Source organism: Amycolatopsis sp. NPDC004378, from assembly GCF_053602455.1.
On the sequence record NZ_JBSGDR010000006.1, the window covers coordinates 1 to 17,544 of the forward strand.

At 73.6% G+C, this 17,544-nt stretch carries 22 protein-coding genes; 8 read left to right on the forward strand and 14 right to left on the reverse strand.

The window, feature by feature from the left end; all coding sequences use genetic code 11:
* Window positions 1–345 (forward strand): integrase core domain-containing protein (locus tag ACWEN0_RS19945; RefSeq protein ID WP_451975235.1); only part of this gene is annotated, 345 nt, incomplete at its 5' end.
* 91 nt (window positions 346–436) lie between these two features.
* On the opposite strand, the gene ACWEN0_RS19950 is transcribed toward ACWEN0_RS19945, so the two are convergent.
* The 11 genes from ACWEN0_RS19950 to ACWEN0_RS20000 form a co-directional block, all read right to left on the reverse strand.
* Window positions 437–1,984, reverse strand: coding sequence for an alpha/beta hydrolase (locus ACWEN0_RS19950; protein ID WP_451975238.1), 1,548 nt, complete (start codon window positions 1,982–1,984; stop codon window positions 437–439).
* A 70-nt stretch (window positions 1,985–2,054) separates the two neighbouring features.
* Entirely contained in the window at window positions 2,055–3,134 is a 1,080-nt protein-coding gene (locus tag ACWEN0_RS19955) for an ATP-dependent DNA ligase (RefSeq protein WP_451975241.1), read from the reverse strand.
* 26 nt (window positions 3,135–3,160) lie between these two features.
* Window positions 3,161–3,760 carry an alkaline shock response membrane anchor protein AmaP gene (locus tag ACWEN0_RS19960; protein ID WP_451975244.1) on the reverse strand — a complete coding sequence of 200 codons (600 nt, stop codon included), beginning with the start codon at window positions 3,758–3,760 and terminating at the stop codon, window positions 3,161–3,163.
* Window positions 3,757–4,293 (reverse strand): DUF6286 domain-containing protein, encoded by a 537-nt coding sequence (locus ACWEN0_RS19965; RefSeq protein ID WP_451975247.1) that lies wholly within the window; start codon window positions 4,291–4,293, stop codon window positions 3,757–3,759. The genes ACWEN0_RS19960 and ACWEN0_RS19965 overlap by 4 nt, the downstream gene beginning before the upstream one ends.
* A 2-nt stretch (window positions 4,294–4,295) precedes the next feature.
* Complete coding sequence (locus ACWEN0_RS19970) at window positions 4,296–4,646, reverse strand: Asp23/Gls24 family envelope stress response protein (RefSeq protein WP_451975250.1); 351 nt, start codon at window positions 4,644–4,646, stop codon at window positions 4,296–4,298.
* Window positions 4,643–4,819 carry a hypothetical protein gene (locus tag ACWEN0_RS19975; protein ID WP_013224542.1) on the reverse strand — a complete coding sequence of 59 codons (177 nt, stop codon included), beginning with the start codon at window positions 4,817–4,819 and terminating at the stop codon, window positions 4,643–4,645. Before ACWEN0_RS19975 ends, ACWEN0_RS19970 begins: the two co-directional genes overlap by 4 nt.
* Window positions 4,820–4,851: 32 nt before the next feature.
* Window positions 4,852–5,079: a hypothetical protein gene (locus ACWEN0_RS19980; RefSeq protein ID WP_451975252.1), complete on the reverse strand. Its 228-nt coding sequence runs from the start codon at window positions 5,077–5,079 to the stop codon at window positions 4,852–4,854.
* The gene (locus ACWEN0_RS19985; RefSeq protein ID WP_451975255.1) at window positions 5,076–5,513 is read right to left on the reverse strand and encodes an Asp23/Gls24 family envelope stress response protein; all 438 of its coding nucleotides are present in this window, start codon (window positions 5,511–5,513) and stop codon (window positions 5,076–5,078) included. Before ACWEN0_RS19985 ends, ACWEN0_RS19980 begins: the two co-directional genes overlap by 4 nt.
* 89 nt (window positions 5,514–5,602) lie before the next feature.
* The gene (locus ACWEN0_RS19990) at window positions 5,603–6,016 is read right to left on the reverse strand and encodes a hypothetical protein (RefSeq protein ID WP_451975258.1); all 414 of its coding nucleotides are present in this window, start codon (window positions 6,014–6,016) and stop codon (window positions 5,603–5,605) included.
* The gene (locus ACWEN0_RS19995; protein WP_451975261.1) at window positions 6,016–6,570 is read right to left on the reverse strand and encodes an RNA polymerase sigma factor; all 555 of its coding nucleotides are present in this window, start codon (window positions 6,568–6,570) and stop codon (window positions 6,016–6,018) included. The genes ACWEN0_RS19990 and ACWEN0_RS19995 overlap by 1 nt, the downstream gene beginning before the upstream one ends.
* On the reverse strand, window positions 6,567–7,304 hold the full coding sequence (locus ACWEN0_RS20000; protein WP_451975264.1) for a pyrimidine reductase family protein: 738 nt from the start codon (window positions 7,302–7,304) through the stop codon (window positions 6,567–6,569). The genes ACWEN0_RS19995 and ACWEN0_RS20000 overlap by 4 nt, the downstream gene beginning before the upstream one ends.
* A gap of 89 nt (window positions 7,305–7,393) precedes the next feature.
* Here ACWEN0_RS20000 and zapE point away from each other — a divergent pair, with 89 nt between their 5' ends.
* Window positions 7,394–8,413 carry a cell division protein ZapE gene (gene zapE, locus ACWEN0_RS20005; protein ID WP_451975267.1) on the forward strand — a complete coding sequence of 340 codons (1,020 nt, stop codon included), beginning with the start codon at window positions 7,394–7,396 and terminating at the stop codon, window positions 8,411–8,413.
* Here zapE and ACWEN0_RS20010 read toward each other — a convergent pair.
* Entirely contained in the window at window positions 8,367–8,918 is a 552-nt protein-coding gene (locus ACWEN0_RS20010) for a phosphatase PAP2 family protein (RefSeq protein WP_451976156.1), read from the reverse strand. The two genes, zapE and ACWEN0_RS20010, sit on opposite strands and share 47 nt — an antisense overlap.
* An 81-nt stretch (window positions 8,919–8,999) precedes the next feature.
* Between ACWEN0_RS20010 and ACWEN0_RS20015 the strand changes: the two genes are divergently transcribed.
* Window positions 9,000–9,878 carry an FAD-dependent oxidoreductase gene (locus ACWEN0_RS20015; RefSeq protein ID WP_451975270.1) on the forward strand — a complete coding sequence of 293 codons (879 nt, stop codon included), beginning with the start codon at window positions 9,000–9,002 and terminating at the stop codon, window positions 9,876–9,878.
* Window positions 9,879–9,959: 81 nt separating this feature from the next.
* On the opposite strand, the gene ACWEN0_RS20020 is transcribed toward ACWEN0_RS20015, so the two are convergent.
* Together ACWEN0_RS20020 and rocD are read right to left on the reverse strand one after the other, a co-directional pair.
* The gene (locus ACWEN0_RS20020; protein WP_451975273.1) at window positions 9,960–11,309 is read right to left on the reverse strand and encodes a DUF2252 domain-containing protein; all 1,350 of its coding nucleotides are present in this window, start codon (window positions 11,307–11,309) and stop codon (window positions 9,960–9,962) included.
* A gap of 91 nt (window positions 11,310–11,400) precedes the next feature.
* Window positions 11,401–12,633, reverse strand: a complete 1,233-nt coding sequence (gene rocD / locus ACWEN0_RS20025; RefSeq protein ID WP_451975276.1) for an ornithine--oxo-acid transaminase — start codon at window positions 12,631–12,633, stop codon at window positions 11,401–11,403.
* A gap of 144 nt (window positions 12,634–12,777) precedes the next feature.
* On the opposite strand from rocD, the gene ACWEN0_RS20030 reads away from it, so the two are divergent.
* From ACWEN0_RS20030 to ACWEN0_RS20050, 5 genes are read left to right on the forward strand one after another with little or no spacing between them, the layout of a single operon-like run.
* A complete protein-coding gene (locus ACWEN0_RS20030) occupies window positions 12,778–13,098 on the forward strand; it encodes an ArsR/SmtB family transcription factor (RefSeq protein ID WP_451975279.1) in 321 nt (106 codons plus the stop codon).
* Window positions 13,095–13,562: an SRPBCC family protein gene (locus ACWEN0_RS20035; RefSeq protein WP_451975282.1), complete on the forward strand. Its 468-nt coding sequence runs from the start codon at window positions 13,095–13,097 to the stop codon at window positions 13,560–13,562. Before ACWEN0_RS20030 ends, ACWEN0_RS20035 begins: the two co-directional genes overlap by 4 nt.
* A gap of 17 nt (window positions 13,563–13,579) precedes the next feature.
* Window positions 13,580–14,434 carry a PPK2 family polyphosphate kinase gene (locus tag ACWEN0_RS20040; protein ID WP_451975285.1) on the forward strand — a complete coding sequence of 285 codons (855 nt, stop codon included), beginning with the start codon at window positions 13,580–13,582 and terminating at the stop codon, window positions 14,432–14,434.
* A 20-nt stretch (window positions 14,435–14,454) separates the two neighbouring features.
* Window positions 14,455–16,554, forward strand: a complete 2,100-nt coding sequence (locus ACWEN0_RS20045; protein ID WP_451975287.1) for a prolyl oligopeptidase family serine peptidase — start codon at window positions 14,455–14,457, stop codon at window positions 16,552–16,554.
* Window positions 16,551–17,501 (forward strand): LLM class F420-dependent oxidoreductase, encoded by a 951-nt coding sequence (locus ACWEN0_RS20050; RefSeq protein ID WP_451975290.1) that lies wholly within the window; start codon window positions 16,551–16,553, stop codon window positions 17,499–17,501. The genes ACWEN0_RS20045 and ACWEN0_RS20050 overlap by 4 nt, the downstream gene beginning before the upstream one ends.
* Window positions 17,502–17,544 lie beyond the last annotated feature (43 nt).

Consider the following 17,544-nt stretch of genomic DNA (forward strand, 5'->3'; position numbering starts at 1 on the left):
GACCTCGCCACCGCCCGCGGCCTCATCAACGATGACGCGGTCTTCCACTCCGACCGCGGGGTCCAATACACCTCGAGCCAGTTCCGGGCCGCTCTTGCCCAACACAAGATCCGGCCCTCGGTCGGGCGGGTCGGGTCCTGCTACGACAACGCCGTCGCCGAAGCCTTCTTCGCCACGTTGAAGACCGAAATCGGCACCACAATCTGGCCCACCCGCGCCGCAGCCCGCCAGGACGTGTTCACCTGGCTGCACTACTACAACCACACGAGGCTGCACTCCACCGTCGGTCACAACACCCCCACCGAAACCCGCATCAACCACTACGCTCAAGCCTCAGCTGCCTGAAAACCCCGTGTCCGCCTCACCGGGGCAACTCCACACACGTGATGCCTCCTCAAGCACGTGTGATGCCTCTCTGATCACGTGCGATGCCCCTTCAGGCGGGGCAGAGGGTGCCGTCGGCGGGGATTTTGCCGTCGATCAGGAAGGCGCGGGCCGCGTCGGTGACGCAGGGTGACGTGCCGACTGCGCCGTGGCCTGCGCCCTGCCACGTGATCGTGACGGCCGAGGGCATCTGGTCGGCCGCGCGGGTGCTGCCGACCTGCGGGGTCACCGGGTCGGTCGCGGTGGCCGCGACCAGGATCGGCGGGACGCCCTGCACGCCCGGCGCCGGCAGCGGCTCGGTCCGCACCGGCCACGGCCCGCACCACGCCAGCTGCTGCGCGACGACCGCGCCGAACTGGGGGTACTTCGCCCGCATCCCGGCCGCGACCTGGTCGAGCTGGTCGGCCGAGAGCCGCGTCTGGCTGTCGTTGCAGCGGGTCGCGATGGCGGCGTCGAGCCGTGACGGCTGGGCGCGCGTGTCGTGCAGCACCGGCGCGGCGAACGCGGCCAGCGGCGCGATGTCCCCCGACCGGGCCGCCGCGATCGCGTCCGCCAGCTCCGGCCAGCGCGAACGCTGCGTGAGTCCCGAGTAGACGGCGAACATCGCGACGCCCGGGCCGAACACGACGCCGTCGTCGGTCGTCGGCGGCGTGCTCCGCAGCCGGTCGGCGAGCGCCGCCAGGGCCGCCTTCGGGTCGCCGAGGGCGCAGCCGCGGGCCGCGCAGTCGGAGCCGAAGGCGTCCAACGTGGACTGCGCGCCGGCGGCGACCGCGTCGAGCACCGCCGCGGTGTCGGCGCCCGGGTCGGGGACGCCGTCGAGGACCAGCCGGCCGACCTGGCCGGGGAAGCGGACGGCGTACTCGGAGAGCACCTTCGAGCCGTCGCCGCGGCCGAGCGCGTCGAGCTTCTCCATGCCCAGTGCCTTGCGCAGCTCGTCGAGGTCGCCCGCGGTCCGCCAGCTGTCGAGCGCGGTCTGGGAGTCGTCCAGCTCGATCGCGCACTGCTGACCGGCCTTGCGCGCCGCGTCGAGGACGCCCTGCAGGTCGCCCTGCGCCGGGTCGGCTTCGATCAGGTCCGGCCGGATCTCGGGGGGCACGCACTGCACGGCGCCCGAGAGCCCGGTGCCCCGCCGGTCGAGGCCGATCAGCGAGAACTTCTCCAGGAACGCCGGCGGCAGCGTGGCGGCCAGCCGCGCGGCGTAGACCGTGCCCGGTTCGCCGTCGACGTCGTTGACCACGACCAGCGGCACCGGCCCGGTCCCGACCTTCACCGCCAGCAGCCGCACCACCGACCGGCGGGCCTCGCCGGGCGCGTCGAGCGCCGCGGTGACCCGGGCGCAGGTGAAGTGCAGGGTGTCCGGGACGCCGGGGGTGCCGATGCGCTGCCGGGTGTCGTCGTCGCAGTCGGCCCACTTCAGCGACGGCGACTGCGGTTCGCCCAGCGGCGGCAGCGGCACCGACGGCGTTCCGGTCGGGGTGGCGGCCGTCGACTTGCCGTCGTTCTCGACCAGGGCCGGCCGGACCGACGGCCCCGCGGCGCAGCCCGCGGCGGAGGCCAGGGCGAGCAGCGCGACCAGGAGACGGGTACGGCGGCGGCGCACGGGCGAGGTCCTCACGTCGATCAAGGGCAGCAGCACGGTCGAGCTTCGCACGGCCGGTGTGGGACGCGGGTTAGCGGGTCCGCACCACCTGGCCGCGGAACACGGCGTCGAGGTCGTAGCGGGCCGGCTCGTCGAGCTGGCTGTAGTCGCACGACGCGGGCTCGCGGTCGGGCCGCCAGCGCTTGAACCGCGCGTTGTGCCGGAACCGCGACGGCATCCCGCCTTCGGTGTTCTCGTAGGCCACTTCGACGACGCGCTCGGGCCGCAGCGGCACCCATTCGTGCTCCGTGGCGCGCCAGCGCGTGATGCCGCCCGGGATGCGCTGGCCCTCGCCCTTCGCGAGGCCGCCCCACGGGTGGTCCTCGCCGTCGGTGATGAGCGGCGCCAGCTCTTCGGCGAGCTCGCGGCGGCGCTCCTTCGGGAACGATCCGACGGTCCCGACGTGGTGCAGCACGCCGTCCTCGTCATGCAGGCCGAGCAGGAACGAGCCGACGAGGTCGCCCGGGCCGCCGTCGACGTGCCAGCGCAGCCCGGCCAGCACGCAGTCGGCCGTGCGGACGTGCTTGTACTTGAGCATCACGCGCTTGCCGGGCGTGTACGGCTCGTCGAGGGGCTTGCCGATGACGCCGTCGAGGCCAGCGCCCTCGAACAGCTCGAACCAGTGCCGCGCGGTGTCCGGTTCGGTGGTGGCCGGGGTCAGCGCGAAGCGGTCGCCGGCCAGTTCGGCGAGCCGCTCGCGGCGCACCGTCGTCGGCAGGTCGAGCACCGACTCGTCGCCGAGGGCCAGCAGGTCGAAGGCGACGAACTCGGCGGGCTGTTCGGCGGCCAGCAGCGTGATGCGGCTTTCGGCGGGGTGGATCCGCTCGGTGAGCGCGTCGAAGTCGAGCCGGCCGCCGCGCGCGACGACGAGCTCGCCGTCCAGCACGACCCGCGGCGGCAGCGTCTCCAGCAGCCGGGAGACGGCCTCGGGGAAGTACCGGTTGAGCGGCTTTTCCGCGCGGGACTGCAGGTACAGCTCGTCGCCGTCGCGGAAGACGATGCAGCGGAAGCCGTCCCACTTCGGCTCGAACAGCAGGCCGCCGGAGTCCGGGATGGCCTTCGCGGGCTTGGCGAGCATCGGCTTCAGCGGCGGCTGCAGCGGTAGGGGCATGCCCGCATTCTGCGGAACACGGCCGCTCAGCGCACGCGTTTCGGCCGGGTCGTGTCGAGCTCGAGGCGGACGGCGGTGGGCAGGACGTCCAGGCCGAGCGCCTCGCGGGCCCTGGTCAGCACGCGGCCGTCGAGGTCCGCCCAGACGCTCTTGAGGTCGGTGCCCTCGTGCAGCCACAGCGTGATGCGCAAGGCGGGAGACGTCTGCGAGCCGACCGCGCGCACCCGGGCCCGGCTGACGCCGGCGAGCTGCTCCGCGTCGGCCTGGACCGCGCCCGAGATCGCGGCGGCGGTGACGACCAGCTCGGCGCCCTCTTCGCGGTCGAGGTCCAGGTCGGGCCGCGGTTCCGGGCGCAGCGCGCGGACCGTGCCCCGCAGGCCGAGCACGAGCAGCAGGACACCGAGCACGATCGCGGCGATCCGCGCGGGCGTGGCGTGCGCGCCGAGCCACTCGACGGCCAGCGGGTCGAGCAGCGGACGGCGGCCGCGGAACTCGCCGAGCACGCCGAAGCCGACCACCAGGGCCATGGCCCCGCCGAGCAGGGCGAGCAGCCCGACGAGGAACGTCAGCGTGCGTTCGCCCGCGTACGACCGGGAAAGCGCCTTCGCGGCGACGGTCCTGCTCATCGGCGGTCCTTGGGGGAGTCGACGACGACCGAGACCTTCGGCCGCCGCACCAGCGGGACGTCGTCGAGCAGCGCCGACACCGTTTCGAGCAGCCGCGGCCGCAGCTCGCCCTCGGTCTCGAGGGTGCTCTTGGCGCGGACGCGGATCTTGCGGGCGCTCGCGGTGACCGTCGCGCCGGCGACGTTGTCCTGCGCGCGGACGGTGAGCCCGACCAGCCGGGCCAGCGACCGCGGCGACGTCGAGACGCTCACTTCGGCGGCCGGGTCGGTGAGCCGGATGGCGCGGTTCCCGGCGGTGAGCGCGCACAGCAGCAGCACCAGGCCCGCGGCGGCGAGCACCCCGGCGCCGACGCGCACCGCGTAGGCGTCCCAGCCCAGTGACGCGAGTTCGGCCTGCCAGCGCGGCCACGGCACCAGCAGCGGCCCCGAGCCCGGGCGCCACCAGTGCCAGCCGACTTCGAGGGCGAGCACCGCCCCGGCGGCCGCGAAAGCCAGGGCCAGCAGGGTGGCCAGGAGGCGGACGAAGAGGCGCACGGCTACCGCACCCTCGGCGGCACGTCCGGCAGCAGCGCGGACACCGTCACGGCCAGGGTGCGCACGTGGTAGCCCGTGAGCTGCTCGACTTCTTCGGTGACCTTCTCCCGCACGACGCCGACGACGGTGCGCACCGGCACGGGGTACTGCAGGGCCAGGTCCAGCGCGAGGTCGACGTCGTTGTCGACGCCGCCGACCTTCGCCTTCGCGCCCTTCTTGGCGGCGTGCGAGGTGCCCGGGACCTGGTCGGCGGCGTGCTGCGCGACCTTGCGCACCACCGCGTGCCCGACGGTGAGCGTGCCGCGCTCGGCCGGTTCGGCGAGCTCGCGCGGCACGTCCAGGACGCGGCTCACTTGTCGCGGCCCTTGCCGAAGAGCTCGCCGAGGTCGAGCTCGCCGTCGAGGACCCGGCCGGCGACCAGGCCGATGATGCCGACGGCCAGGGTCACCAGGAACGCGGTGAACCCCTGGGTCGCGGCCAGGCCGAGGATCAGCCCGGCCAGGAGCCCGGTCTGCGTTGCGTTCACATGTCCTCCTTGGACGGTACGGAAAGGTGCGGTCACCGCACCCGGGGTGCGCGGCGGCGGAAGCGGGCGAAGAAGCGGCGGCGCCGCCGGCGGGCGACGAAGGTGATCGGAGCGTCGAAGCGGGAGTCCCCATCGGACCCGGCGCGGAACCGGGCCACACCTTCGGCGAACACGTCCGGGTCGCCGCCGACGTCCGGGTGGTGCGCGCGCACGAACGCCCGGAAGGCCGCGCGGCCTTCCGGGTCGTCGCGCCCGGTCACTCCACCCGCGTCGATTCCGGTTCCTCCTCGCCCGGCAGGTGGATGTCGTTCACGGCGATGTTGACCTCGATCACCTCGAGGCCGGTGATCTGCTCGACCGCGGTGATCACGTTGCGCCGCACCGCGCGGGCGACATCGGCGATGCGGGCGCCGTACTCGACGATCACGTCGAGGTCGATCGCGGTCTGCTTCTCGCCGACCTCCACCGCCACGCCGGTGGTGCTGACCGTGCCGGAGCCGGGGATCCGCTCGCGCAGCGCGCCGATCGCGCGGGACACCCCGCCGCCGCCCAGCGCGTGCACGCCGGCGACCTCGCGGGTGGCCAGGCCGGCCACCTTCTGCACGACCAGCGACGAGATCGTGGTGCGGCCGGCGGCGCCTTCCTCGTTGAGCGGGGTCACGGTGCCGGGGCTCTCGGTCCGTTCCGGGTGCATGCGTGCGGGCTCCTCTCGCGGGGTCTCTCGCCCTTACGATGCCCGGGAGGACGGAACCCTCACGCAACCTCACCCGATCGGGGGAGTGGTCAGCCGGGGTGGACGTCGACGACGTGCACGTTCACCGTCGTTGCTGTCCCGAGTTGACGGGACAGCTCGCCGGTGATCTCCCGCCGCAGCCCCTCGGCGGCCGCGTCGGCGGCGACGCCGAACCGGACCGACACCAGCACCTGCACGGCGTCGTCCTCGAGGGCGACGGCCGAAACCCGCACCCCGTCGGGTGCCCGCTCGGCGGCGATCGCCGACGCGAGCCGCACGACGACGTTTTCGGTCACGCTCAGGCGGCCTTCCCCGCCGGGCACCTCGACCGCCGTCCGGCGGCCGCGCGCGACGGCCCGCAGCACGCGTTCGACCAGGCCGGGCGGCGTCGGCACCCGGCGGCGGGCGGCCGCGCGCACGGCGTCCCAGCGGGGGTCCCGCTCCGGGTCCTGTTCCGGTGCCATCACCGCTCCCTCAACTCGGCGAACAGGGCCACCCTGGCGCGGTGCAGCCGGGAGCGCAAGGCGCCGACGTTCACGTCGAGCACTTCCGCGACCTCTTCGTAGCTCAAACCCTCCAGTTCGCGCAGCACCAGCGGCACCCGCTGGGACACCTCCAGGCGGCCGATCGCGCGCAGCACGGCGTCGACCTCCTCGGCCCGCACGACCCGGCCTTCGGGGCCGGGGACCGCCGCGGCGAGCAGTGCGGTGTCCACAGTGGACCGGTCGGCCGGCTCGTCGAGGGAGACCGTGGGCCGTCGCCGCCGCAGCAGCGCCAGCGCGCTGTTGGTGACCACGCGGTAGAGCCAGGTCGACACCGCGGACTCCTGCCGGAACGCGCCGAGCGCGCGCCACGCGGCGAGCCACGAATCCTGGACCACGTCCTCGGCTTCGGCCGCGCTGCCGGTGATCCGCAGCGCGACGCGGTACATCCGCGGGGTGTGCCGGCGCACCAGCGCGCCGAACGCGGCGTCGTCCCCGGCCGCGGCGCGCGTGACCAGTTCGGCGTCCTCGGTCACCCGGCGCCCCGGCGGTAGCGCAGCAGGGTGAAGCCGTCCTCGACCAGGATCGACGCCAGTGCGAGCCGCCGCGGCACGGCGCCGGGCCCCACGGCGACGCGCGACGCCGGCCCGGCCACGAGCAGCGGCGCGACGGTGAGGCACAGCTGGTCGACGAGGTCGGCGGCGATCAGCTGGCCGAACAGCCGCGCCCCGCCTTCGCAGGCGACCCGGCGCAGGCCGCGGGCGGCCAGCAGGTCCAGCGCGCGGCGGACGTCGACCTCGGTGTCCCCGGCCCGCAGGATCTCCGCGCCCGCGGCTTCGAGGTGCCCGGTCGCCGCGGTCTCCGTGGTGACCACGATCGGGGGCACGACGGTTTCGGTGAACAGCCGCGACGCCGGGTCGAGGTCGGCGGTGCGGGTCACGACGGCGATCGGCGGCACGCCGGCGAACCCCAGCCGGCGACGGCGCTCGAGGCGTTTCGGGCCCGCGAGCACCCCGCGGTAGTCCTCGGCGCGAGCGGTCCCGGCACCGACCAGGATGACGTCGGCGAGGTCGCGCCCGAGCAGGAACACCCGGCGGTCGGCGGCGTGGGACAGGCCCGCCGAGGTGGTGTCGACCTCGACGGCGCCGTCGGCGGAAGCGACGAAGTTGACCTGCACCCACGGCCGGTCGAGATCCGCCGGGTAGGCGTAGATCCCTTCGAGGTCTTCCCCGGTCAGCTCGCCCGTCGAAGAGGGCCACACACTCCGCACGCGACAATCCCAGCACGGGCGTGAAGTGCGTCTCGACCGGGGGACATCGCCACCCGACGGGGCGAGCCGCGCCGTTAGGCTCTGCGACCATGCCCGCGCACCTCACCGACCGCCGTCCCGAGCTGTCCGCCGACGAGCTGATCGGCGCGCTGGTGCCGCCGCCGCGCTTCGACGCGGTCCGGTTCGGGACCTACCTCCCGAACCCAGACGAGCCGAGCCAGGCCGCCGCGGTCGAGGCGTGCTCGGCGTTCGCGGCCAAGGTGGGCCCGCGCAAGGAGAAGAAGCGCTTCAAGCTCTTCGGCGGGTCGCCGGAGCCGGCCGGGCCGATGGGCCTCTACCTCGACGGCGGGTTCGGCGTCGGCAAGACCCACCTGCTCGCCTCGACGTGGCACGCGGCGCCCTCGCCCAAGGCGTACGGCACCTTCGTCGAGCTGACCCACCTGGTCGGCGCGCTGGGCTTCGCCGAGGCCGTCCGGCGGCTGTCGGAGCACCGGATCCTCGCCATCGACGAGTTCGAGCTGGACGACCCGGGCGACACGACGCTGGTCACGCGGCTGCTGCAGGAGCTGATGGACGCGGGCGTGTACGTCGCGGCGACGTCGAACACGCTGCCGGAGAAGCTCGGCGAGGGCCGGTTCGCCGCCGAGGACTTCCTGCGCGAGATCCAGTCCCTGTCGGCGCGGTTCGGCGTGGTGCGCGTCGACGGCCCCGACTACCGCCACCGCGGCCTGCCGGACGCGCCGCCGCCGGTCACGCCCGAGGCGCTGGAGGCGTCGGCCGCCGCACACGAAGGGTCCACTGTGGACGACTTCGACGCGCTGTGCGCGCACCTGGCCGAACTGCACCCTTCGCGCTACGGGCGGCTGCTCGACGGCGTCACCCGCGTGCACCTGCGCGGCGTCCACCCGGCACCGGACCAGAACGTGGCGCTGCGGCTGGTCGCGTTCGCCGACCGGCTCTACGACCGCGCGATCCCGGTCGTCGTCTCGGGCGAGCCGCTGCCGTCGCTGTTCACCGAGGAGATGGTGAACGGCGGCTACCGCAAGAAGTACCTGCGCGCGGTCAGCCGGCTGACCGCGCTGGCTCGGGACGCGGCACCGACCACGTGAGCAGCACGACGGCGACCGCGAAGAGCGTCCCGCCGGCGACGTCGGTGAGGTAGTGGTAGCCGAGGCCGACCAGCCCGGTCGTCGCGGCCACCAGGGCCAGTGCGGCGAGCACGACGACGACCACCCGGCGCGTCACGAGCACGAGGACCGTCAGCACGGCGACCAGGCTCACCGTGTGCCCGCTCGGGTAGACGAGCGTGTCGTTCTTCCAGCGGTCGTAGAGCGGCTTCAGCACCCAGCCGGTCAGCGCGATCGCCAGCAGCGGCGCGGCGAGCGCCAGCACGGCGTCGACCCGCCGCCCCGCGCGCAGGCACAGGACGACGGCCAGGAGGGCCAGCGCGGCCACGACGTACGGCTCGGTCGGGAAGACCAGCGCGGTCAGGACACCCGGGCCCAGGTGCGCCGTCCACCCGGCGACGACGGCGTCGAGCGCCCCGGGCGTGCTCCCGCCCGCGAACGGCAGCCCCAGCAGCAGCGCGAGCAGCCCGCAGACCGCGGCCGGCACCCGGATCGTCCTCACCCGCGCGAGGGTAGCCGGGCCGGTGCGAAGCGGCCGTCTGCGACGATGCGAAGGGAGGAGGAACAGATGCGCATCACGGTGGCGGGGGCCGGGATCATCGGCCTGAGCTGCGCGTACCGGCTGGCCGGTGCGGGACACGACGTGACGGTCGTCGCGGAGGCCGGTCCGGGGGAGTCGACGTCGGCGGTGGCGGGCGGGGTGCTGTACCCGCCGGTGCGCCGCCCGGACAAGCGGATCGTCCGCTGGACCGCCGAGACCCTGAAGGTGCTGCGGGAGCAGGAGGCGCCGGGCGTGCGCTTCCGCCGCGGCCGGGTCCTGCTGGCTTCGGGGGAGCCGGAGCCGCAGTGGCTGCCGGCGATGGTCGACCCGGTCCGCGACGGCGGCGACCTGGTGTTCACGACGGCCCTGGTCGACACGCCGGTGTACCTGGAGTGGTTGCTCACGCAGGTGATCGCGCTCGGCGTGCGCGTCGAGTACCGGCCGCTGACGACGTTGTCGGGCCTCGGCGTCGTGGTCAACGCGGCGGGCCTCGGCGCGGGCCGCCTGGCGGGCGACGGCTCGATGGTCCCGATCGGCGGCCAGGTCGTGCACCTGACCGACCCGGGCCTGACGGAGTTCGTGGTCGACGAGACGGGCCCGGGCGTCACGTACGTCATCCCGCACGGCGGCCACGTGGTCTGCGGCGGCACGGAGGAGCCGGGCCGCGCCGACGTCGAGCCGAACCCGGGCGTGACGAAGGACATCGTGCGCCGGTGCCGCGAGCTGGTGCCGGCGTTGGCGGGGGCGGAGGTCCTGCGGTCGGTGGTGGGCCTGCGGCCGTTCCGCCCGATCGTGCGGCTGGAGCGGGCGGGCGACGTCGTGCACTGCTACGGCCACGGGGGTTCGGGGATCACCTTGGCCTGGGGCTGCGCGGCCGACGTCGTCGACCTGCTCACGGCCGGATGAGTTCCGTGATTCCCCGCTGCTTCGGGTAGTTCGCGTCCCCGGCCCGCTGCCTCCTCCGGGCTCGGCCCGGTTCCGGTCCGGTCAGTTCGCCGAGAAGGCGGCGTGGTCGGCTTCCGTCCGGTCGGCGTACCGCACGGCGTACGCGCCCATGGATTCGTCGAGGTCTTCGTCGTCGGCGAAGTAGCCGGCGAGCAGCTTCGGGTGCAGCGACCGCGTGTGGGCGCGGGCGAGCAGCGCGCCCGCGAGCCTGCCGTAGTCGTCGAGGTGGTCCTTCTCCAGCTCCGCCGGGTCGATGTCGCCCTTGAGGTTCCGGAACTGGCGGACGATGAACGGGACGCCGTCGATGGTCGTCCAGCCGAGCAGGATGTCGGTCTCGGCCTGGACGAGCCGGGCGCCGTCGACGATCCGCCGCCCTTCGTGCCCGGCCGGTTCGAGGTCCAGGTAGGGCGCGAGGGCGGGCCGCTGGGCCTGTTTCACCTGCAGCACGAGGTCTTCGTCGTCGTTGCCGTGCAGCAGGACGACGTAGCTGCGCAGCCCGACGCTGCCCGTGCCGACCACCCGGAAGGCGACGTCGGCGAGCCGGTACCGGCCGAGCAGCGTCCGCCGCGACTCCCGCAGGGTGTCCACATAGGACACCAGCCCGGCGGCGACGGCGTCGGCGGTCCGCTCGCCGACGTGCGTCAGCACCGGCGGGTCCTCGACGAACCGGTGCCGCTCCAGGCCGGTCTCGTGGTCGTCGACGCGCTCGGTCCACTTCGCGGCGACCTTCGCGCTGGTGTTCTTGCGGGCCTTCTCGGCGGCGTCGGCGAAGTCGTCGATCAGCTCGTCCGCGCGGGCCTTCGACAGCACCGAGGAGTCCGGCAGGGCGTTCCACGAGCGCAGGAACGGCAGGTCGGCCAGCGCGCGGATGGTCCGCCGGTAGGACTTCACGGCGTCTTCGGCGGCTTCGCGGCACCCGGACTGGCCGATGCCGCCCTCGCGGCCGGCGAGCACGAGGCTGGCGGCGAGCCGCTTGAGGTCCCACTCCCACGGGCCCGGCACGGTCTCGTCGAAGTCGTTGATGTCCATCACGATCTTGCCTTCGGGCGTGCCGTAGAGCCCGAAGTTGGCGGCGTGCGCGTCGCCGCAGAGCTGCGCGGTCAGCCCGGACGACGGAGTACCGGCGAGGTCGGCGCCCATCAGCCCGGCGGCACCGCGGAAGAACGTGAACGGCGACGCGAGCATCCGCTCCCGGCGCAGTGCGACCAGGTCCGGGAGCCGTCCTCGGTTGGAGGCCTCGAAGTACTGCTTCGCGCTCGGCCGGTCTTCGGCGGCGGCCTCGTGGTCGTGCGCCGTGAGCGGCGTCTTCTCCCGCAGCCGCTTCCCCCGCTCGTACAGCTCGGCCGGGGTGACGCTGTCGGTGCCCACGAGCGGGCGCTCCCCTGATCCCATACCGGGCACAACGTCCGAAGGGGACGTTCTGCTCCCGTTGTGCTCCGGATGCCGCCGGGGCGGGAGGCTCACCCGGCGGCATCCGGACGTCTCAGGGGCGGATGACCTCGGCGATCGCGTCGATGCCGCGGTCCAGCTCCTCGCGCGTGATCACCAGCGGCGGCGCGACGCGCAGCGTGCGCTCGTGCGTCTCCTTGCACAGCACGCCCCGTGCGGCCAGCGCCTCCGACGCCTCGCGGCCCGACGGCCCGCCCGGCGCGATGTCGATGCCGGCCCAGAGCCCGCGGCCGCGGACCTCGGACAGGCCGCCGCCGATCAGCGACTCCAGCCGCGTCCGCAGGTGGGCGCCCAGCTCCGTCGAGCGCCGCTGGAACTCGCCGGTGGCCAGCAGGCGGATCACGGCGCGCCCGACCGCGCAGGCCAGCGGGTTGCCGCCGAACGTCGAGCCGTGCTCACCCGGCTTCAGCACGCCCAGCACGTCGCGGCGGCCGACCACCGCGGACACCGGCAGGATGCCGCCGCCGAGGGCCTTGCCGAGGGTGTAGACGTCGGCGCGGACGCCTTCGTGGTCCAGCGCCAGCACGGTGCCGGTGCGGGCCAGCCCGGACTGGATCTCGTCGGCGATCAGCAGCACGCCGTGGGAGTCGCAGGCCGCGCGGACGTCGGCGAAGTAGCCCTCCGGCGGCACGATGACGCCGGCCTCGCCCTGCACCGGCTCCAGCAGCACGGCGGCCGTGCGCGGGGTGATCGCGTCGCGCAGCGCGGCCGCGTCGCCGTACTTGACCGTGACGAAGCCCGGCGTGAAGGGGCCGAAGTCGGCGCGCGCGGTCTCGTCGGTCGAGAACGACACGATGGTCGTGGTCCGGCCGTGGAAGTTGGAGCCGGCGACGATGATCTCGGCGGTGCCGTCCGGGACGCCCTTGACCTGGTGGGCCCACTTGCGCGCGACCTTGACGGCCGATTCGACGGCCTCGGCGCCCGAGTTCATCGGCAGCACCAGCTCGGTGCCGGTCAGCTCGGCCAGCTCCCGGCAGAACAGGCCCAGCTGGTCGTGGTGGAACGCCCGCGACGTCAGCGTGACGCGGCCGAGCTGCTCGACCGCGGCGGCGACCAGGTCCGGGTGGCGGTGGCCGAAGTTCAGCGCCGAGTAGCCGGACAGGAAGTCCAGGTAGGACCGGCCTTCGACGTCGGTCACGGAAGCGCCGGACGCTTCGGCGATCACGACGGGCAGCGGGTGGTAGTTGTGCGTGCTCCACCGCTCGTCGAGCTCGATGAAGCTCGCGGCGGTCGGGGCGGCGGCCTCCCGGCCGGCGAACGTCGTCATGCGTTCAGGTTAAAGGCAGAAGACGCAGAGTTCAGCCGGGAATCGTTGCTTTCACCCGTCGTTCGTTGCGCAATACCCGGCCGATACCCCCGAAACGATGCACGGCTGTTGACGAGCTTATTGGTAAGTCGTAACTTACGGTTCGTGGCGACTTACGGAAGCGACCAGCTGGCCGCGCTGGCCGACCCGTCGCGGCGCGCGATCGTCGAAGCGCTCCGCGACGGGCCGCGCGCGGTCGGGGAGCTGGCCGCGCACCTGCCGATCAGCCGCCCGGCCGTCTCCCAGCACCTCAAGGTGCTCAAGGAGGCCGGCCTGGTCGCGGACCGGGCCGAGGGCACGAAGCGGCTTTACCGCCTCGAGCCCGACGGCATCGCCGCGGTGCGCGCCTACCTCGACCGGATGTGGTCGGACGCGCTTCGCTCCTTCGCCGAACTAGCCGAATCCACCGAAGAGGAGCAGCCATGACCCTCGAACCGATCCGCAAGACGATCACCGTCGCGTGCTCGCGCGAGCACGCGTTCAAGACCTACACGGAGGCCTTCGACAGCTGGTGGCCGCGCGAACACCACCTGGGCGACGCCGACCTCGCCGAAGCCGTCATGGAGCCGAAGCAGGGCGGCCGCTGGTACGAAAAGACCGTCGACGGCGCCGAGTGCCAGTGGGGCGAGGTGCTCGTCTGGGAGCCACCCGCCCGGGTGGTCCTGTCGTGGCGGATCGACGGCGACTGGAAGGTCGACCCGGACCCCGCGCACGCGAGCGAGATCGAGGTCCGGTTCGTCGAAGAGGGCCCGGGAGCGACGCGCGTCGAACTGGAGCACCGGGCCTTCGAACGGCACGGTGCCACGGCGCGGAAGGTCCGCGACGGCGTCTCCACCGACGGAGGACACGGCGGGCTGCTGAAACTGTTCGCCGAGAAAGCCGCCGCCTGAGTCGTTATCGTCTCCGGATGGCCAAAAAGGAAACGACGGGAAGCCGGGTCCGGACCGCGCTGCGCGTCGGCGCGGAGCTGCCGGACCCGGGGTCGGCCCCGATCGGCCCCGGCAAGAAGCCCAAGGCCCTCGCCAAGCTGGACGACGCCGGCGCGCGGCTGTCCCGGCTGCAGGAGGCGCTCTACGCCGAGGGCGTCGGCGGCGGCTCCCGCAGCCTGCTGCTGGTGCTGCAGGGCATGGACACCTCCGGCAAGGGCGGCACGGTCTCGCACGTGCTCGGCCTGGTCAACCCGATGGGTGTCCGCTACGCGGGGTTCAAGGCGCCGACGCCCGCCGAGCGCCGGCACCACTACCTCTGGCGCATCCGCAAGCAGCTGCCCGTCCCGGGCCAGATCGGCGTGTTCGACCGCTCGCACTACGAGGACATCCTGGTCCCGCGCGTGACCGGGCTGCTCACGGCGACCGAGCGCCGCCGCCGCTACGCCGAGATCAACGCCTTCGAGAAGGAGCTGGCCGACGCGGGCACGACCGTCGTCAAGGTGTTCCTGCACATCTCGCCGGAGGAGCAGCTCAAGCGGCTGAAGGCCCGGCTGGAGACGCCCGAGAAGCACTGGAAGTACAACCCGGGCGACCTCGAGGCGCGCTCGCACTGGCCGGCGTACCAGGAGGCCTACGCCGACATCTTCAAGAAGACCTCGACCGGCCACGCGCCGTGGCACGTCGTGCCCGCCGACCACAAGTGGTACCGGAACTGGGCCGTCGCCGAACTGCTCATCGAGACCCTCACCGAGCTCAAGCCGGAGTTCCCCGAGCCGGGCTTCGACGTCGCCGAGGAGCTGGCGAAGCTGAAGGGTGTTGGCGTCCCCGCGTGATCGTCTGAAAGAGTGCGGGCGTGACCGATGTCGACGACCTCCCGTTCCTCCGCAAGCAGGCCCGCACCCAGCGCTTCACCCTCGGCGCGCCGAAGGAGTTCCGGGTCTCCCCGGACGCCTCGCGCGTGCTGTTCCTGCGCGCGGAGTCGGGCACCGACCCCCGGCACAGCCTCTGGTCGGCCGACCTGGCGACCGGCGCCGAGACCAAGCTCGTCGACGCCGTCGAGCTGCTGCCGGGAGAGGAAGAGCTGCCGGCCGAGGAGCGGGCGCGCCGGGAGCGTGCCCGCGAGACCGGTGGCGGGGTCGTGCACTACAGCGTCGACGCGGGTTTCACCGTCGCCGCGTTCTCGCTCTCGGGCAAGCTCTACACCCTGGATCTCGCCTCGGGCGAGGTGACGCTGCGCGTCGACGGTTCGGTGATCGACCCGCGGCCGAACCCGGCCGGCACGCACGTCGCCTACGTGCAGAACCGGCGGCTGCACGTGATGGACCTGGCCACCGGCGAAGACCGCGTGCTCGTCGAGGAGGACGGCGAGGACATCGCCTGGGGCCTCGCCGAGTTCATCGCGGCCGAGGAGATGGACCGCACCCGCGGCTACTGGTGGTCGCCGGACGGCCGGAGCGTCCTGGCCGAGCGGTCGGACCGCGGCCCGGTGCCGCGCTGGACCATCGCCGACCCGGCCAACCCGCAGAACGCGGCCGACGTCGTCGCCTACCCGGCGGCGGGCACCACGAACGCGCTGGTGTCGTTGTCGGTGCTGGGGCTGGACGGCTCCCGCGTCGACGTCGAGCCGGGGGAGTGGGAGTACCTGGCGTCGGTGCACTGGTCGGCCGGGGGCGCGCCGCTGCTCGCCGTGGAGCCCCGCGACCAGAAGCGGATGGACGTCCTCGCCGTCGACGTCTCCGACGGCTCGACGTCGGTGGTGCACACGGCGTCCGACCAGCACTGGATCGACATCGTCGGCGGCGTCCCGGCCTGGACGCCGGACGGGCGGCTGGTGGTCGAGGGCATGGTCGACGGCGACCACCGGCTGTTCGTCGGCGGCGAGGCCGTCACGCCGGCCGGGCTGCAGCTGCGCGCGGTGCTCGACGTCGGCGACGAAATCCTCTTCAGCGCCTCCGAAGACGACCCGACGCAGATCCACGTCTTCCGGACGGAAGGCTCGTCGGTGCGTCGTCTGTCCACTGTGGACGGCGTGCACCACGGGGCCGGATCCGCGGCGGTCACCGTGCTTTCGTCGTGGAGCCTGGAGCACAGCGGCCCGCGCGTCTCGGTGCTGCGCGACGGTGCGCCGGTGGCGTCGATCGAGGCGCCCACCGTGGACCCGGACATCGTGCCCAACCTGACCTGGCTGACGCTGGGGGAGCGCGGCCTGCGCGCGGCGCTGCTCCTGCCGCGCGGTTACGAGCCGGGCGAAGGCAAGCTGCCGGTGCTGCTGGACCCGTACGGCGGCCCGCACGCCCAGCGCGTCCTGCAGAGCCGCAACGCGTTCCTGACCTCGCAGTGGCTGGCGGACCAGGGTTTCGCGGTGCTCGTCGCGGACGGCCGCGGCACGCCGGGCCGCGGCACGGTCTGGGAGCGCGAGATCCACGGGCGCCTCGCCGACGTCACGCTGCAGGACCAGGTGGACGCGCTGCAGGCGGCGGCGGTGGCGTTTCCCGAGCTGGATCTCGAGCGGGTCGCGATCCGCGGCTGGTCGTACGGCGGCTACCTGTCGGCGCTGGCGGTGCTGCGCCGGCCGGACGTCTTCCACGCGGCGGTCGCGGGCGCGCCGGTCACCGACTGGTCGCTGTACGACACGCACTACACCGAGCGGTACCTGGGCAGGCCCCAGGACGAGCCGGAAAGCTACGCGCACAACTCGCTGATCGAGAGCGCCGCCGAGCTGAGCCGCGCGCTGCTGATCGTGCACGGGCTGGCCGACGACAACGTGTTCGTCGCGCACTCGCTGCGGCTTTCGTCGGCCCTGCTGGCGAAGGGACGCCCGCACGTCTTCCTGCCGCTGGCGGGCGCCACCCACATGACGCCGCAGGCCGAAGAGGTCGCGGAGAACCTGATGCGCACGCAGGTCGACTGGCTGCTGCGTGCACTGTCGGCCGTGGACAAGGAGAACGCATGAGCCGCTGGGGCCTCACGATTCCGTTGACGGGGGTGCCCCTGACGGCGCACCGCGAGCTGGTCGAACAGCTGCCGGACCTGGGCTACACCGACGCGTGGACGGCCGAAACCGCGGGCACCGACGCGTTCACGCCGCTGGTGCTGGCGTCGCAGTGGGCCCCGCAGCTGCGGCTGGGCACGGCGATCGTCCCGGTTTACACGCGCGGCCCCGGCCTGCTGGCGATGCAGGCGGCGACGGTCGCGGAGCTGGCGCCCGGCCGGTTCGTGCTCGGCATCGGCGCGTCGTCGCCGGTGATCGTCTCGAACTGGAACGCGGCGCCGTTCGAGGAGCCCTTCGCGCGGTCCCGGGACACGCTGCGGTTCCTGCGGTCGGCGCTGGCGGGGGAGAAGGTCAGCGAGAAGTACGACACGTTCGCGGTGTCGAAGTTCCGCCTGGAGCGCCCGGCCGACCCGCCGCCGTCGATCATGCTGGCGGCCCTGCGCCCGGGCATGCTCCGCCTGGCGGCCCGCGAGGCGGACGGCGCGATCACGAACTGGCTGGCGGCCTCGGACGTGCCGCGCGTGCGTGCCGAGATCGGCCCGCACGTCGAGCTGGCGGCCCGCATCTTCGTCTGCCCGACGGAGGACGCCGAGGCGGCGCGCGGTTTGGGCCGCATGCTGATCTCGAGCTACCTGACGGTCCCGGTGTACGCGGCCTTCCACGACTGGCTCGGCCGCGGCGAGGCGCTGGCGCCCATGCACGAAGCCTGGGCGGCGGGCGACCGGCAGAAGGCCAACCAGGTCATCCCGGACGCGGTGGTCGACGAGCTGGTGATCCACGGCAGCGTAGAGTCGTGCCGCGAGCAGGTGCAGTCCTATGTGGACAACGGCCTGACGACGCCGATCATCGCCTTGCTGCCCACGGGCGGCGATCCGTTCGAGCAGGTCCGGGGCCTCGCTCCGCGCTGACGGTGATTCGCGCACCACGCGCGGCGGTAACGACAACCCCTGC